Annotated in this window: 14 protein-coding genes; 9 read left to right on the top strand and 5 right to left on the bottom strand. The window is 72.1% G+C overall.

Going from position 1 to position 16348, the window contains the following annotated elements; translation table 11 throughout:
* Positions 1-294 precede the first annotated feature (294 nt).
* Positions 295-810 carry a hypothetical protein gene (locus MFF26_RS05520; protein ID WP_238307723.1) on the top strand — a complete coding sequence of 172 codons (516 nt, stop codon included), beginning with the start codon at positions 295-297 and terminating at the stop codon, positions 808-810.
* Between the two features lie 57 nt (positions 811-867).
* Here the strand turns inward: MFF26_RS05520 and MFF26_RS05515 are convergent, their stop codons facing one another.
* Entirely contained in the window at positions 868-1767 is a 900-nt protein-coding gene (locus tag MFF26_RS05515; protein WP_137830992.1) for a LysR family transcriptional regulator, read from the bottom strand.
* An 89-nt stretch (positions 1768-1856) separates the two neighbouring features.
* Between MFF26_RS05515 and MFF26_RS05510 the strand changes: the two genes are divergently transcribed.
* Positions 1857-2300 (top strand): PACE efflux transporter, encoded by a 444-nt coding sequence (locus MFF26_RS05510; protein WP_137830991.1) that lies wholly within the window; start codon positions 1857-1859, stop codon positions 2298-2300.
* Positions 2301-2470: 170 nt separating this feature from the next.
* On the opposite strand, the gene MFF26_RS05505 is transcribed toward MFF26_RS05510, so the two are convergent.
* A complete protein-coding gene (locus tag MFF26_RS05505) occupies positions 2471-3028 on the bottom strand; it encodes a winged helix-turn-helix transcriptional regulator (RefSeq protein WP_137830990.1) in 558 nt (185 codons plus the stop codon).
* Between the two features lie 127 nt (positions 3029-3155).
* Between MFF26_RS05505 and MFF26_RS05500 the strand changes: the two genes are divergently transcribed.
* Together MFF26_RS05500 and MFF26_RS05495 are read left to right on the top strand one after the other, a co-directional pair.
* Positions 3156-4247, top strand: coding sequence for an NmrA family NAD(P)-binding protein (locus tag MFF26_RS05500; protein WP_137830989.1), 1092 nt, complete (start codon positions 3156-3158; stop codon positions 4245-4247).
* Positions 4248-4359: 112 nt separating this feature from the next.
* Entirely contained in the window at positions 4360-4842 is a 483-nt protein-coding gene (locus MFF26_RS05495; RefSeq protein ID WP_238307722.1) for a DUF302 domain-containing protein, read from the top strand.
* A 151-nt stretch (positions 4843-4993) separates the two neighbouring features.
* Here MFF26_RS05495 and MFF26_RS05490 read toward each other — a convergent pair whose 3' ends face one another.
* Positions 4994-6856: an ABC-F family ATP-binding cassette domain-containing protein gene (locus tag MFF26_RS05490; RefSeq protein WP_137830987.1), complete on the bottom strand. Its 1863-nt coding sequence runs from the start codon at positions 6854-6856 to the stop codon at positions 4994-4996.
* A 138-nt stretch (positions 6857-6994) separates the two neighbouring features.
* On the opposite strand from MFF26_RS05490, the gene MFF26_RS05485 reads away from it, so the two are divergent.
* Entirely contained in the window at positions 6995-8221 is a 1227-nt protein-coding gene (locus MFF26_RS05485; RefSeq protein ID WP_137830986.1) for an acyl-CoA dehydrogenase family protein, read from the top strand.
* Between the two features lie 56 nt (positions 8222-8277).
* Positions 8278-10284, top strand: a complete 2007-nt coding sequence (gene mutL / locus MFF26_RS05480; protein WP_137830985.1) for a DNA mismatch repair endonuclease MutL — start codon at positions 8278-8280, stop codon at positions 10282-10284.
* Positions 10285-10362: 78 nt separating this feature from the next.
* Here mutL and MFF26_RS05475 read toward each other — a convergent pair whose 3' ends face one another.
* Complete coding sequence (locus MFF26_RS05475) at positions 10363-10530, bottom strand: hypothetical protein (RefSeq protein ID WP_171015543.1); 168 nt, start codon at positions 10528-10530, stop codon at positions 10363-10365.
* A gap of 101 nt (positions 10531-10631) precedes the next feature.
* On the opposite strand from MFF26_RS05475, the gene MFF26_RS05470 reads away from it, so the two are divergent.
* Positions 10632-10952, top strand: coding sequence for a cupin domain-containing protein (locus MFF26_RS05470; RefSeq protein WP_137830984.1), 321 nt, complete (start codon positions 10632-10634; stop codon positions 10950-10952).
* A gap of 10 nt (positions 10953-10962) precedes the next feature.
* Positions 10963-13203, top strand: coding sequence for a glycosyltransferase family 2 protein (locus MFF26_RS05465; protein WP_238307721.1), 2241 nt, complete (start codon positions 10963-10965; stop codon positions 13201-13203).
* 66 nt (positions 13204-13269) lie between these two features.
* Here the strand turns inward: MFF26_RS05465 and MFF26_RS05460 are convergent, their stop codons facing one another.
* On the bottom strand, positions 13270-15033 hold the full coding sequence (locus tag MFF26_RS05460) for an acyl-CoA dehydrogenase family protein (RefSeq protein ID WP_137830982.1): 1764 nt from the start codon (positions 15031-15033) through the stop codon (positions 13270-13272).
* Positions 15034-15141: 108 nt separating this feature from the next.
* On the opposite strand from MFF26_RS05460, the gene MFF26_RS05455 reads away from it, so the two are divergent.
* On the top strand, positions 15142-16137 hold the full coding sequence (locus MFF26_RS05455) for an L-threonylcarbamoyladenylate synthase (protein WP_137831006.1): 996 nt from the start codon (positions 15142-15144) through the stop codon (positions 16135-16137).
* The last annotated feature ends 211 nt before the right edge of the window (positions 16138-16348 follow it).

The raw sequence follows: 16348 nt of genomic DNA, 5'->3' as shown, positions 1-16348 counted from the left end.
GCCGCGTGAGCGGCCTCGAAGGAGGGCTCCAGACGTCGCGCGATCCCTGAAGCCCTCCTTCGAGGCCTCCGCTGCGCTGCGGCACCTCAGGATGAGGGCGGACGACTGAAAGATCTCAGGTTCGCGCAGACTTGCTCCGGACGTTTCACGCCGAACAGGTTCTGAAATGCCCGGCTCCCACCGGGCCACATGAACAAAGAATCTGGTCGCCCGTCGGCCCTCAATGCGGGATAGTGCCTGTGTGCCGTCCTGATGACGGGCGAGGGTGAGGGGCATGACATGGCCGAGCCTGGAATGGCCGAGCCCGAAACGACCCGGCCCAAACCGGCCGAACCCCGAATCGGCGCGGCCGCCGCCGCTGACCCGCTCGCGCCCGTGACGCTGGCGGACTCGCTGGTGCGGGAGGCCGGCTGGGGCCCGGCGCAGTTCGGGACGGAGGGACCGAACCCGCCCTATCTGCGCATCGGCGGCCGCCTGCGCCTGTCGCTCTCTGCCTACGAGCCCTGCTTCGCGGCATTCCGGCGCGACCGGGGACCGTTCCGCTCCAAGGTCGGCATGGCCGAGCATCTGGCCCAATACGACGCCCTCATGGTCGATCCGATCGCCTTCGAGGAATGTTTCGGGCCGGGCGAGGGCACCGAGACGGTGTTTCCCTTCGGTGCGTGGCTCACCGTCCGGAGGGTCGGGTTCGGCGGGCTCGACCTGTGGGGCAAGCGCCAGGGCGCGGTTACCCTGCCCCTCGAACCCCTGACGGTGGCCTCGGCGATCTGGCTGCGCCGGGCGGCCGCGGCGCCCGATGCGCGGCCCTGACCCTTCGCCCCGATCCTTCACCCTCGGCGCTTCGCCGGATCGCCCCCGCCCGTCCTCTCAACCGGCCGCCTTCAGGGCGCCGACCCGCTCCGCCGCGAAACGTTCGCGCAGCCAGGCCGCGGCGGGACCGCAGGGCCGCTGCTTGTGCCAGACGAGTTCCAGGGCGATGGGCCAGTCGCCCTGATCGAATTGCAGGTCCGGCGTGACGAGATGCGGCGCGGTGAGGGAGGCGGCGATGACGTGGTCGGTGACGAAGGCCCAGCCGATTCCGTGCTTGACCATCTCGAGGATCACCCAGTGGCTCTCGACCCACCACACCTCGGCGGCGACCCGCAACCGGCGCTTCTCCGGCCCGTCGCTGCGCGCGGCCACCAGGATCTGGCGGTGGCGCTTCAACTCCTCCCACTCCACCCGCGCCTTCGCGAGCGGGTGATCCCGTCCGCAGACGAGCTTGAGCGGCACCCAGCCGATGGTCTGGAAGCCGAGTTCGGTGGGCAGCACCTCCTGGCGCCACATCACGCCGAGATCGGCGGCGCCGGATTGCACCATGCGGCTGACATCCTCCATCAGCGGGAAGAGCAGCTCCAGCTCCACGAAGGGGAAGTGCCGGGCGAAATCGGCGAACAGGGCGCCGAGCGCGTGCTCCGGGTAGAGCTCGTCGATGGCGACCACGAGCCGGTTCTCCACCCGCCGCTCCAGGCTGCTGGCCACGCCGATCAGGTGCTCGCGCCGATCGAGCACCACCCGCGCCTCCAGAAGCAGCCGCTCCCCCGCCGCGGTGAGCACCGGGTTCCGGCCCGCGCGGCTGAACAGGGTCAGCCCCAGATCGGCTTCGAGATGGGCCACCTGCGTGCTGACGGCCGATTGCGCCTTGCGCAATGCCCGCGCGGCGCCGGAAAAGGACCCGGCCTCGGCCGCGGCCACGAAGGCCTGAAGCTGCTCGAGCGAGACGGCCATCCATCTGATTCCCAGATACGTGCTAACTTGCCGACCGGGGTATCACAGATAGAAGGCGGCAAATTCATTCGGTCTTCCGGAGCCAGACCATGCGCAGCACGCGCGACCGTATCCGCCACGCCCTCCTGTTCGAAATCGTCGGCCTCGCCCTGATCATCCCGTTCGGGAGCCTGCTGTTCGGCCTCCACACCGCCGATATGGGCGTGGTCGGCGTGGGCAGCACCGTGGCCGCGGCGGGGTGGAACTACGTCTACAATCTCGGCTTCGACCGGGCGATGCAGCGCCTCGTCGGGCATACGCGCAAGACCCTGCTCCTGCGGGTCGGACACGCCGTGCTGTTCGAGGCGGGGCTGCTCGTGATCCTGCTGCCGCCGATCGCCTGGTATCTCGGCATCGGCCTGATCCAGGCCCTGGTCATGGATCTCGCGATCGCGGCCTTCTACGTGGCCTACGCCTTGGTCTTCAATCTCGCCTACGACCGGGCCTTTCCCCTGCGGGACTGGGACGGGAATGCGGCGCAGCCGTCGCACTGAGCCGTCCCACACGGTCGTTCCGTCGGCTGCCCCCTTGGCAAGTCGCTTGGGAGGCTTCGCCCGCGTCCCGAGGTCGAAGCCCGATCAGGGGCGCCAAGGGCCGCCGCGCGCGGCGGCCCGGCCCGGCATTCCGCCGGAAAGCGGCGCTTGGAAGGGGGCGCCTTGGTCGATCACTTCGCACGCGGCGTCGCGTCCCCGTCCGCCGAAACGGGGCCCGCATCCGATCCGGCCTTCCGCAGGGCCGCGGCCCGCTCGAGCCGCCAGCGCATCACCGCGTCCGCACCGCAGCCCGCTTCGACGGCCACGTGGCCGGCGCTGACCAGCTCCCTCGTCTCCGCATCGACCAGCGCGAGCGCGACCCGGCGGCCGGTGCGCGTGTCGACGAAGCGCAGCGGCGGCCCCTCGCGATCGGCGAGGTTCCACGTATCGCCGATCTGCACCATCGCGGTCAGGAGCAGTTTGAGATCGCGGCCGCGCGGCGTGGGCAGGTACTCGTAGCGGTCCGGCCGGGTCTGGTAGCGCCGCCGCTCCACCAATCCGTTCGCCTCCAGCTCCCTCAGGCGATCCGAGAGCGTGGCGTTCGTCGCGCCGGTCGATCGGCGCAGATCCTCGTAGCGGGTGAGGCCCAGAAGCAGGTCGCGCATGAGGAGCGTGCCCCAGCGGTCTCCGAGCGCGCCCAGCACGTCGGCGGCCGAGCAGACCATTCCCTCGAAACCTCTCGATCGCATCGCCCGCGCGCCCTCCTGTCAGCCGCATTGCCGCATCCCGGTCGGTGTCCTTGCGCCCGTTGGCCAGGTCTTGCTTCACTCTGATTATCAGAGTTAAGTTCGCCTGTCGCAACGCGGAGTGCAGGCCGTGCCGTCCCGGACCGTTTCACGCATCTTCGTTGTCGGCGCGACCGGTGCCCAGGGGCTGCCGGTCGTCGCCGGCCTCGTCGGCGACGGAGCCTACTCCGTCCTCGCCCTCACCCGCGATGCCGGATCGGCCCGGGCCCGGTCCCTGGTCGATCTCGGCAACGTCGCGCTCCTGGAGGGGACGTTCGCCGATGAGGCGACGCTGAGGGCGGGCTTGCGCGCCTGCGATGGCGCCTTCGTCAACATCGACGGCTTCAACACGGGCGAGAAGACCGAGATGTACTGGGCGATCCGCAGTTACGAGATCGCCCTCGAAGAGGGCGTGCGGGTCTTCGTCTACGGCAATCTCGACTACACCCTGCAGAAGGCGGGTTACGATTCCCGGTTCCGGTGCGGGCATTACGACGGCAAGGGCCGGGTCGGCGAGTGGATCCTGTCGCAGAATGCGGCGAACCGCGACCGGATGGCGGCGGCCCTGTTCACGACGGGGCCGTATATGGAGATGGCGTTCTCGTCGCGCACGCCGATGACGCCGAGCATCGAGTACGGTGTCGTGACGTGGCGGGTGCCGCTCGGGGACGGCGCCGTGGTCCACGTCGCACTCGAGGATTGCAGCACCTACGTGCGGTGGCTGTTCGACCACCCGGACCGCGCCGACGGCATGAACCTCGCGGTGGCGATCGAGCCGGTCCGATACGACGCCCTCGCCGCCGCGTTCACGCGCGTCACCGGCCATCCCGCCCGCTACATCGATATCGACATCGACGCCTATTTCGCCCGCGCCTACGGGGCGATGGCCGACCAGCCCGCGGGTTACAACGCGGACCCGAGCGACAAGAGCACGATGAGCTTCCGGGACAACTTCACCGGCTTCTGGAACCAGTGGAAGCACAACATCATCTCCCGGGACTACGCCCTGCTCGACGAGATCCATCCCGGCCGCATCCGCAGCGTCGAGCAATGGCTGCGCCGCCAGGATGAGGCCGAGCGCGCGGCCGGGCGCGGCGGCTTGTTCGACAAGCTCCAACCCGAGAATCTCCGCAAACACGTGATCCTGAAGATCGGCGAGGATCAGAGGCGCGGCAGGCTCTGAGGCCGGACCGGCGGCCCTCTTCGCTCGGGACATTCCCGCCGAGAACACCCCACGAAGAAATTCCCCCATGGCCGGAGGCGATCCACGGATCGCGCAGAGAGGAGATGTCCCGATGGAGGTTCAATCGACCGCGATCACGATCGAGCACGTCGTGATTCCCTCGGCCCGATCCTTCGAGGCCGTCCGCGCCGCGCTGGAGGACGCGCTTCCGCCTGTCGATCACCGCTACGCGTCCCTCGTCGCGAGCGGGCAGGCCGATGCGGCGCGCACCCTTCTCGAACAGGCCGCGCCCCTCTCGATCTTCGGCTCGCGCGATCACGGCGCGCTGCTGCGGATCGCCGGCCTGGAGCGAAAAGCCATCCAGTACGACATCGGCAACCCGCTGACCGCCTCCCGGATGACGCGTCACGTGCTCTCGGCGGCCCTGTACGCGCCGATCCGCGTCCTGTTGCGCGAGGATGCCGGGGGCCGCGTCGCGTTCGAGTACGATCGCCCGGCCACCACCTTCGGTCAGTTCGGGGACGAGAATGTCCGTCGCGTCGCGGGGGAACTGGACGACCACCTCCGCGCCGCCCTGACGGCGGCGGCCGGGTGACGATCCTGTCCGCCCGGGCGCGACGAGAGGCCCGCCCCCGGGCCTGCGATCCGGGAGGATCGGCCCGAAAGGCGGGAGCCGGCTATCGAAAAAAGCCGATACGGCACAACGGCCGAGGGCATCGACTGCACCCGACGTTCAGCGCGATGCTCTAGGCCGCCTCGATCTCCCCGCTCACCTCCAGCCACTCCTCCTCGGCCTTGGCGAGCGCGTCGGCGGCTTCCGCGCGCATCCGGGCGAGCTCGCCGGCTTTCGCCGCGTCCTTGAGGAAGGCGGTGCCGTCGGCGAGCGCCGCGTCGATCTTGGCGATCGCCGCCGACAGCTTGCCCATCCGCGCCTCGATCCCGTCGAGCTTCTTCTTGAGGGGCGCCAGGGCCGCGCGCCGCTCGACCGCGGAGCGGCGCGCCTCGGCCTTCTGGCCGCCGGTCGATTCCGACCCGGATTCCGTCCGCTCCGGCCCGGCGAGCACGAGGCGGCGGTAATCGTCCATGTCGCCGTCGAAGGTCTTCACCGAGCCGTCCCGCACCAGCCAGAGCCGGTCGGCGCAGGCCTCGATCAGGAAGCGGTCGTGGGAGACGAGGATCACCGCGCCCTCGTAGTCGTTGATCGCTTCGACCAGGGCCTGGCGGCTCTCGATGTCGAGGTGGTTGGTCGGCTCGTCGAGGATGAGGAGATGGGGGCCGTCGAAGGCGGCCAAGCCCATCAAGAGCCGCGCCTTCTCGCCGCCCGAGAGCTTCTCCACCGGGGTGTCGGCCTTGGTCGCCGGGAATCCGAGCCGCGCGGCGGCCGAGCGGACCCGCGCCTCCGGCGCATCGGGCATGCGGTCGCGCACATGCGCCACCGCGCTCTCGGCGGGCCGTAGCTCGTCGAGCTGGTGCTGGGCGAAATAGGCGACCTCCATCTTGGAGGAGCGCTTCACCTCGCCCGAGAGCGGCGGCAGGCGCCCGCCGATCAGCTTGCAGAAGGTCGACTTGCCGTTGCCGTTGGCGCCCAGCAACGCCACCCGGTCGTCGGGGGCGAGCGACAGGTTGAGGCCCGACAGCACGATCCGCTCGCCGTAGCCCGCCTGGACCCGCTCCATCGCCACGATCGGCGGCGAGAGGGGCTTCTCCGGGCTCGGCAGGTGGATCACCGGCACGTCGTCCTCGATCAGCGCCGCGATCGGCTCCATCTTGGCGAGGCGCTTCATCCGCGACTGAGCCTGGCGCGCCTTGGTCGCCTTGGCCTTGAACCGGTCGATGAAGCTCTGGAGATGGGCGCGCTCGGCGTCCTGCTTGGCCTTGGCCTTGGCCTGGAGCACGCGCTTCTCGGCGAGCTGGCGCGCGAAGCTGGTGAAGCCGCCGCGATAGATCGTGAGCTTGCCGCGATCGAGGTGGAGGATGTGATCGACGCTCGTGTCGAGCAATTCCCGGTCGTGGCTGATGATGATCGCGGTGCGGGGATACTTCTCGAGGTAGTCGTAGAGCCAGAGCGTGCCCTCGATGTCGAGGTAGTTGGTCGGCTCGTCGAGGAGCAGGAGGTCCGGCTCGGAGAACAGCACGGCGGCGAGCGCCACCCGCATGCGCCAGCCGCCGGAGAAATCCGCGCAAGGGCGCGCCTGCGCCGCCGCGTCGAAGCCCAGGCCGTGCAGGATCGCCGCCGCGCGGGCCGGGGCCGAATGGGCGCCGATATCGACCAGCCGGGTCTCGATCTCGGCGCGCGCCAAGCCTTCCGCGCTCTCCGCCTCCCGCATCAGCCGGGCCCGCTCGGTGTCGGCGGCGAGCACGACCTCGTGCAGGGTCTCGGGGCCGGCGGGCGCCTCCTGGGCGACGGCGCCGATGCGCATGCCCTTGGGCACCGAGACCGCCCCGGTGTCGATCGGCAGGTCGCCGAGGATCGCCCGGAACAGGGTGGTCTTGCCCGCCCCGTTGCGGCCCACCAGCCCGACGCGGGCCCGGTCGGGGATCGCGAAGGTCGCCTGGTCGAGGATGACCCGCTCGCCGATGCGGTAGGTGAGATCGTTGACGCGCAGCATGGGCCGCGTTCTGGGGGCGGGCGGGGGCGAGCGCAAGATGCCTCTCGAGCGAGGCGCGCGAACGTTTCGCCGCCTCAGGCGTTCGGCTCGGACGAACAAGCGATGCCGTGGCAGGCGAAAGACTGGGAGGGACGAGCGATGGGCAAGCCGGAGGTGATGGAGCCGCGCCCGCCGGAACTCCTGTCTCCCTGGCGCACCGACCGTCGCGTCGCCCTCCAGCAGGAGGCGCGGGCGTTCGCCCGCGACGTGATCCTGCCCCTCGCCGACGAACTCGACCCGCAGAAGGGCGAGATGCCCCGCTCGCTCATCGAGCAGATGGCGAAGAAGGGCTGGTTCGGCATCACGATTCCCGCCGAGTACGGCGGCATGGGGCTCGGCGTCTTCGAGTACTGCCTGATCTCCGAGGAGCTGGCCCGCGCGTGGCTCTCCACCGGCTCGATCCTCGCCCGCGGCCAGGGGCTCGGCACCCAGACGATCGACGACGATCGCCGCAAGGCGCTGCTCGGCAAGTCGGCCAGGGGCGAATGGATCGGCTCGATCGCCCTGTCCGAGCCCACCGCCGGCTCGGATCTGGCCGGCGTGCAGACCCGGGCCGTGCGCGAGGGCGACCATTGGTATCTCACCGGCACCAAGCGCTGGGCCGGCTTCGCGCAAGGCGCGGACTTCATCGAGGTCTTGGCCCGCGTGCGCGATCCCGAGCCCGGCGAATCCCGCTCGGCCGGTCTCGAGCCCTTCCTCGTGCTCAAGGAGCCCGGCACCTTCCCCGAGGGGATGCAGGGCACGGTCATCGACAAGATCGGCTATCACGGCTTCCTGACCTTCGAGCTCAAGCTCGATCGGGTCCGCGTGCCCGAGCGCGACCGGCTCACCGGCCTCTACGGCGACGAGGGCGCGGATGCCGATGCCGGCGGCTTCGCCTCGGTCCAGCGCGGCCTCAACATCGCCCGGGTCCACACCGCCGCCCGCGCCGTGGGCGTCGCCCGCGCCGCGGTCGAGGATTGCACCGCGTATCTTCAGGAGCGCGAGCAGTTCGGCCGGCCGATCGGCCAGTTCCAGGCCCTGCGCTTCGCGCTCGCCGACATGGCGGCGGAGGTGGCCCAGGCCCGCGCCTACTGGCAGCAGGTCGCCCACCTCCTGGACGAGGGCCTGCCGGCGGAGAGCGAATCGGCGGCGGTGAAGCTCCTGGCCACCGAGATGGCGGTCAAGGTGACGAACCAGGCGATGCAGCTCCACGGCGGCAACGGCTACACCACCGAGCGGCGGGTCGAGCGCTACTGGCGCGACGCGCGGCTGACCACGATCTTCGAGGGCACCAGCGAGATCCAGCGCCGCATCATCAGCGACCGGATGCTGCCGCGGGGGTGAGGACAGGCCGTCCCGGCGCCTATCGGGGGCCGCGGCCGGCTCCTATATTCCGGGATATGTCCGCCGCCTCCACCCTCCCGCCGCCGCGCGCCGGCGTCCGCCGTCTCGATCCGATCCTGGTCGATCGGATCGCGGCGGGCGAGGTGGTCGAGCGGCCAGCTTCCGCCGTCAAGGAACTGGTCGAGAACGCCGTCGATGCGGGCGCGCGCGCGATCGAGGTGACGATCGAGGCGGGCGGGCGCCGCCTGATCCGGGTCGTCGATGACGGGATCGGCATGGGGGCGGACGATCTCGCCCTCGCCGTCGAGCGCCACGCCACTTCGAAGCTGCCCGACGGCGACCTCACCCGGATCGGCTCCCTCGGCTTCCGCGGGGAGGCGCTGCCCTCGATCGGGGCGGTCTCGCGGCTCGCCATCACCTCCCGCACCGCCGACGGGGAGGGGGTGAGCCTCACGGTCGAATCCGGCGCCAAGGGCCCGGTGCGGCCGGCGCCCGCCTCCCGCGGCACCCGCATCGAGGTCACCGATCTCTTCGCCGCGACCCCGGCCCGGCTCAAGTTCCTGAAATCCGACCGCGCCGAGACGGCGGCCGTCGCGGAGGTGCTGCGGCGGCTCGCGGTGGCGCAGCCCCAGGTCCGCTTCACCCTGCGCACCGAGAGCGGCAGCCCCACCGTCTTCCCCGCCGAGGGCGATCCGGGCGAGGCCGCGCGCTTGCGCCGGCTCGGCAGCGTGCTGGGGCCGGACTTTCCGGGCAACGCCGTGCCGCTCTCCATGGCGCGGGAGGGATTCTCCCTCGAAGGCCATGTCGGCCTGCCGACCTTCCACCGGGGCGTCGGCACCCATATCCACTTCGTCGTCAACGGGCGCCCCGTGCGCGACCGGCTGCTGCTGGGCGCCGTGCGCGGGGCCTATGCCGACACGATGAGTTCCGACCGCCATCCGGTGCTCGCCCTCTACCTCGCCTGCGAGCCCGGCCTCGTCGACGTGAACGTGCATCCGGCCAAGACCGAATTGCGCTTCCGCGAGCCGGGGCTGGTGCGCGCGCTCGTCGTCAGCGCGATCCACGAGGCCCTGCGGCGGGCCGGGGCGCGCTCCGCCACCACCGGCGCGCGGGCCGCCCTCGACGCCCTGCGGCCGGGCGGGGGACCGGTGGGCGAGGCCCGCTTCGCGGTCCATTCGGGCGCCTCCGCCCCGAGCCTCATGCCGCGCCCGGCCCGCACCCTGTTCTCCGGGCCCTCGGTCGCCGCGCCCTCGGGCTGGCGCGCGCCGGTCTCCGCGCCCCTTGCCGGATCTCACCCGTCGTCGCCCGACGGGCCGGCCTGGCCGGGCTTTTCCGAGACGCCGCAGGCGCCGTTTTCCGCCGATCCCACCGCGGCGGACCCCGCTCCCGATCTCGCCCCTCCCGGCGCCGACCTGCGTCCCCTGCCGGAATCCGAGTCCGAGTGGGCCGAGGCCCATCCCCTCGGCGCGGCACGTGCCCAGATCCACGGCACCTACATCGTGGCGCAGACCCGCGACGGTATCGTGCTGGTCGATCAGCACGCCGCCCATGAGCGCCTCGTCTACGAGCGGCTGAAGGCGGAGCGGGCGGGCGGCGGCGTGGCGCGCCAGGGCCTCCTCATCCCCGACGTCGTCGAGATGGCGCCCGAGGCCGCCGACCGTCTCGTCGAGGCCGCCCCCGAGCTGGAACGGCTCGGTCTGTCGCTCGAGGCCTTTGGCCCCGGCGCGGTGCTGGTGCGGGCGGTGCCCGCGGCGCTGGCCGGCGGTTCGGTGAAGACCCTCGTCCTCGACGTGCTCGACGCGCTGGAGGCGAGCGGCGTCGAGGAGGGCGGCCCGGCCGGCGCGGGCGATCCTGACCCGGTCAGCCGGCGCCTCGACGCGCTCCTGTCGCGCATGAGCTGCCACGGCTCGATCCGCGCCGGACGCCGCCTCAAGCCCGAGGAGATGAACGCGCTCCTGCGCCAGATGGAGGCGACCCCGCTCTCCGGCTCGTGCAATCACGGCCGCCCGACCTTCGTGACCCTCGGTCTGTCCGACATCGAGCGGTTGTTCGGGCGGCGCTAGACAATCCGCCGCCATCCTCGGACGCGCCTGGCAACGGCAGGCATGTCTACGGATGGGGGATCTGACGGACGGAACCGGTCAAACGGGCTCCGAGGCCGGGCCGGAATCGCCGCCCTCGGCAGGGGACGGGTCTTGCACCGGCTCCGGCGGCAGCTTCGGCGGCGGGATCCGGCCGGGGCTGGGCGGGGTCGGCAGGCCCGCATCCGGGTCGGCGGGCGGGAGCGGCGGCGGATCGTGGTCGGGCATGGCGCGTCTCGCGGGCGGTTCGGACTGGCTCGTCAACGCCGCCCGGGCGCATCGGTCGCAATCCGCAGCGATCACGAACGCTCACGAGGAGGGCCGGCGCGATGACCAACCTGTTCGCCGATCTGCCGCCGGCGGGCGCCGCCGAGGAGGTCTTCGCGACGCTCGCCGCGGCCCCCGGGGCGCGGATCGAACGGATCGTCTCCCGCGGGCAGGCGAGTCCGCCGGGCTTCTGGTACGATCAGGCGGAGGACGAGTGGGTCGCGGTGTTGGCGGGCGCGGCCACGCTCCGCTTCGAGGACGTGCCGGAGCCGCTGGATCTGGGGCCGGGCGACCACGTACTGATCGCAGCCGGTCGCCGTCACCGCGTCGAGCGCACCGCCGATCCGACGATCTGGCTCGCGGTTCACCTCGCGAGAGGCTAACCCGGCGGGCATGATCGCGTCCAAGATCCTCTGTCAGATCGAGCCGAAGGGGCAGGTGGAGCCGGAGGGCGAGAGCCTGTGGCGCTCGACCGGCTCCGATCCGCAATTCCGCCTGACCCGGCCCGGGGGCGGGCGGCTGTTCCCGTTCCGCCTCGCCGGTGGCTGGGTGCGGCTGCGGCTCGATCTCGCGCCGCTCGGCACCGCCAAGCTCGTCCCGCTCCTCTACGTCGATGACGGGACGGGCTTTCGCGAGGACGCGGCGATGCGCCTCGAACTCCGCGAGGACGGGAGCGTCGACGATCTCATCCGCCTGCCGCGACGGGTGCGGGGCCTGCGCCTCGATCCGCTCGCCGCGAGCGGGCGGTTTCGCCTGTCGCGGGCGAGCCTCGAACCCCTGGGCTTTGTCCGAGCGGCCGGCGCCGTCGCCCGGCGGCTCGTGGCGCGCCTGCCGGAGGCCGAGCGCCGCCCCGCCGCCCTGATCCCGCATCTCGCCCGGCTCGGCCTCTCGCGCCCGCCCGCCGCCCTGTGGCGGGACTTCTGGGACAGCGCCCGGCCGCGGCCGGCCTCGGCCTCCTACGCCGCCTGGATCGAGCGGGTGGAGCGGCCGGCCCTGCTTGCCCCCGAGGCCATGCGCGCGGCCATCGCCGGCTTCGCGCTGCGCCCGCGCATCTCGATCGTCATGCCGGTTTACAACACGCCCGAGCCCTATCTCGCGGCGGCCCTCGCCAGCATCCGGGCGCAGGCCTATCCCGATTGGGAGCTGTGCCTCTGCGACGACGCCTCGACCGCGCCCCACATCGCCCCGATGCTGGCGCGGCTGGCCGCCGAGGAGCCGCGGGTGCGCCTCCGGTCCCGGACGAAGAACGGCGGCATCGTCGCGGCGAGCAACGACGCGCTGGCGCTCGCCACCGGCGACTGGCTCACCCTGATCGACCACGACGACACGATTCCCCCCCACGCCCTCTACGCCCTGGTGGCGGCGCTGAACGCGGCGCCCGAGACCGACTTCCTCTATTCCGACGAGGACAAGATCACCGTCGAGGGCGCGCGCTACGAGCCATTCTTCAAGCCCGACTGGTCGCCCGAGACGCTGGAGGCCTGCATGTACACGGCCCATCTGGCGCTCTACCGGATGGACCTCGTGGGCCGGATCGGCGGCTTCCGGGCCGAATGCGAGGGCGCGCAGGATTACGATTTCGTGCTGCGCTACACCGAGCACGCGCGCCATGTCCGCCACGTGCCGCAGGTGCTCTACCACTGGCGGGCGATCCCCGGCTCGACCGCCCAGGCCATGGACAACAAGGGCTACGTGGTCGCCGCCGCGATCCGCGCCCTGGAGGACCGGGCCCGGCGCACCGGCGGGCTCGACCGCGTCCGCCCCACCGCCTTCGCCGGCAGCTTCCACCTGCGCCGGACGCTGCGGGAGCGCCCGCTCGTCTCGATCGTGATCCCGACGGCGGGGCGCGACAGCACCGTGCGGGGCCGGACGGTCGATCTCCTGGCCGCCTGCCTCGCCAGCATCCGGACGACGAGCACCTACGAGCGGATCGAGATCGTCGCGGTCGACAACGGCGACCTGCGGCCCGAGACGCGGGCGGCGATCGAGCGCCACGGCGCCCGCTCGGTGACGTGGGAGCGGCCGGAATTCAACGTCGCCGCCAAGATGAATCTCGGCGCCCGCACCGCGACGGGCGCGGTGCTGATCTTCCTCAACGACGATGTCGAGATCATCGCGCCGGACTGGATCGAGGCGATGCTGGCGCTTCTCCGCATCCCCGGCGTCGGCGCCGTCGGGGCCAAGCTCCTGTTCGAGACCGGCGAGTTGCAGCATGTCGGCGTCAGCGTCCTCGACGCGACCCCCGACCATCCCCGCCGTACCTATCCCCGCGAGGATCCCGGCCATTTCTTCTCGACGGCGGGCAACCGCAACTACCTCGCGGTGACGGGCGCCTGCGTGATGGTGGCGCGCGCCGATTTCGAGGCCGTCGGCGGCTTCGACGAGGGATTCGCCGTCAACTACAACGACGTGGACCTGTGCTTGCGCCTGCGCGAGCGGGGCTTGCGCAGCGTCTATTGCGCGGAGGCCGAACTCTACCATTACGAGAGCCGCAACCGTGCCCGCACCGTCGATCCGGCCGAGCACGACCGGTTCCGCGCCCGCTGGGCGCAGGCGATCCCGCGCGATCCCTATTACGGCGAGTGGTTCGAGGCGCTGCCGCCGACCTTCGAGCTGGATCCGGCGCGGTTCTGAGCGCGGAGCCGATGCCGCTCTCGCGGCACCTCAGGGTGAGGCGGTTGGATGGGCAGGCGCGAAGCCTCACCCCGCCAGCGCGAAGGCCGGGTCGTCGGCGAAGCCGCCGCCGGTGAGGATCGCCTGTTCGAGGCCGGAGGCGGCCGGCAGCAGGTTCTCGGCGAAGAAGCGGGCGAGGGCGATGCGCGCGGCATGCGCCGGATCGGTCTCCCCGGCCTTCAGCGCCGCGCTCGATGCGAGCCCGGCCTGCGCGAGGCAGGCCGCGCCCTGGACGAGGCCGAACAGGCGCAGGTAGGGCGTCGCGCCCGGCAGGGCCTCCTGCGGCCGGTTGGAGCCCAGGGCCTTGAGCAGGAAACCCGTGGCGCGGTCGAGATGGCCGATGCCCTCGCGCAGGCGCGGGGCGGCGTGGCCGAAGCCGGGATGGCCGTCCTTGAGGAGCCCGTCCGCCACCCGCCGGATCGCCGCGATCTGCGCGCCCACCGTGGCCCCGCCGTTGAGCGGCAGCTTGCGGGTGACGAGGTCGATCGCCTGGATGCCGTTGGTGCCCTCGTAGATCCCGAGGATGCGGGCGTCGCGCATGAGCTGGGCCGCGCCGGTCTCCTCGACGAAGCCCATGCCGCCGTGGATCTGCACCCCGAGCGAGGTCACTTCGTTGGCGATGTCGGTGGAGAAGGCCTTCGCCACCGGCGTCAGCAGCGAGGCGCGGTCATGCGCGACGCGGCCCTCGGCCCCGTGCGCGGCGTCGAGGGCCTGCGCCGTGAGGTAGCAGATCCCGCGGGCGGCCGCGGTGTAGGCCTTCATGGTCAGCAGCATGCGCTGCACGTCGGCATGCGCCGCGATGGCGCTGACGGGCTCCGCCGCCCCCGGGGCGCGGCCCTGGCGACGCTCGCGGGCGTAATTGAGCGCCTTCTGCGTGGCGGCCTCGGCCACGCCGACCCCCTGCAGGCCGACATTGAGCCGGGCCGAGTTCATCATCGTGAACATGCAGGCCAGGCCCCGGTTCTCCTCGCCGATCAGCCAGCCGGTGGCGCCGCCGCCGTCGCCGAAGGCCATGGAGCAGGTCGGCGAGGCGTGGATACCGAGCTTGTGCTCGATGCCGGAGCAGCGCAGATCGTTGCGGGTGCCGTCCGGCAGCACCTTCGGCACGAGGAACAGGGAGATGCCGCGGGTGCCGGCGGGCGCGTCCTTGAGGCGGGCCAGCACGAGGTGGCAGATGTTGTCGGCGAGGTCGTGCTCGCCGTAGGTGATGTAGATCTTGGCCCCCGTGATCCGGTAACTGCCGTCCCCGTTCGGTTCGGCGCGGGTGCGAAGGCCGGAGAGGTCCGAGCCCGCCTGCGGCTCGGTCAGGTTCATGGTCGCGGTCCACTCGCCCGTGACCAGCTTCTCGAGATAGCGGGCCTTGAGGTCGTCGGAGCCGTGGGCGGCGAGCGCCTCGATCCCGCCCGCCGTCAGCAGCGGGCACAGGCCGAAGGCGAGGTTGGCTCCGTTCCACATCTCGGTGCAGGCGGCGGCGAGCAGGTGCGGCAGGCCCTGGCCGCCATGGTCGGGCGCGGCGAGCACGCCGTTCCAGCCGCCCGCGACGAAGGCGTGATAGGCGTCCCGCCAGCCCGGCGGCGTGGTCACGGCGCCGTCCGCGAGGGGCGTGCCGTGCCGGTCGCCCGCGCGGTTCAGCGGGGCGATCACCTGGCCCGCGAAGCGGCCCGCCTCCTCCAGGATGGCGGCCGCGTCCTCGGGGGCGAGATCGGTGCCGCTGCCCGCCAGCACCGCGTCGAGCCCCGCCACGTGGCGGAGCGCGAAGGTCATCTCCTCGACGGGGGGGCGATAGGTCATGGGGCGAGCCTGTCCCTGGCGCTGCTGACGCGCGTGCCGTTTGACGGCCCGCACCGGGGAAGGCTAGGGCGCCTGTTCCCCGATACGAGCGATCCCATCCCCTCCGACATGGACGGATTCCCGTCAACAGCCCCGCCGCCCACGAGGCGCCTGTCCGCGGATGACGCCGGCCTCGAACAGGCCGCCGCCCTCATCGCGGCCGGGCGGCTCGTCGCGCTGCCGACCGAGACGGTCTACGGCCTCGGCGCCGACGCCACCGATCCGGCGGCGGTGGCGGGCATCTACGCCGCCAAGGAGCGGCCGAGCTTCAACCCGCTGATCGCGCATCTGCCGACGCGCGCGGCCGCGATGGCTCAGGGCGTCTTCGACGCGCACGCCCAAAAACTCGCGGAACACTTCTGGCCGGGGCCGCTGACGCTGGTGGTGCCGGTGGCGCCCGGCGGCACGGTCTGCGATCTCGCCCGGGCCGGTCTCGACAGCGTTGCCCTGCGGGTGCCGGGCCATGCGCTCGCCCGCGACCTCCTGGCGCGGGTCGGGCGGCCGGTGGCGGCGCCCTCGGCCAACCGCTCGGGCCGGGTCAGCCCGACCCGCGCCGCGCATGTGCTGGCCGATCTCGACGGACGCATCGCCGCCATCCTCGACGGGGGCGACTGCCCGGTCGGGGTCGAATCGAGCGTGGTCGCCTGCCTCGGCGGGCCGCCCCGGCTGCTGCGGCCGGGGGGGGTGACCCGCGAGGCCCTCGCCGCCGTCCTGGGTTTTCCGCCCGAGACCGGCGGGGAGGTCGGCGCGCGACCGGTCGGACCGGGCCTGCTCGCCTCCCATTACGCGCCGCGGGCCGGGGTGCGGCTCGACGCGACGCGGATCGCCCCCGGCGAGGCGGTGCTGCTGTTCGGTGCGTTCCGGCCCGAAGGGCTGGCCGAGGCCTGCGCCGCCGAGAACCTGAGCGAGGCGGGCGTCGCGGAGGAGGCCGCCGCCCGGCTGTTCTCGGCCCTGCGCCGCCTCGACGCTTCGGGCGCCTCCGTCATCGCCGTGGCACCGGTGCCGGAGGCCGGGCTCGGCGAGGCGATCAACGACCGGCTGCGCCGGGCCGCCGCGCCGCGCTGAATCTTTTTCGCAGAATCTTCGGAACCCATCGGCCGCCGGGGCATTGTCCGGTCACGAAGGCCAGTTCAGCCCCCAATGGCCTTTTCCCTTCAAGGCTCGGAGTAATCCGAGCCTTTTTTCTTGTCCGCAGCGCAAGCCGTTGTGAGAGCAAGAGAAGAGTTTGTTTCCTCCTGCGCCCTCCTCCGAGGGCAACCCTCAGCGCCGCCATCTC

Origin of the sequence: Methylorubrum suomiense, assembly GCF_022179765.1 — a bacterium.
In the GTDB taxonomy this organism is placed as follows: domain Bacteria; phylum Pseudomonadota; class Alphaproteobacteria; order Rhizobiales; family Beijerinckiaceae; genus Methylobacterium; species Methylobacterium suomiense.
Note: the sequence above shows the minus strand (reverse complement) of the source record. Positions and strands in the feature narration are given on the sequence as shown.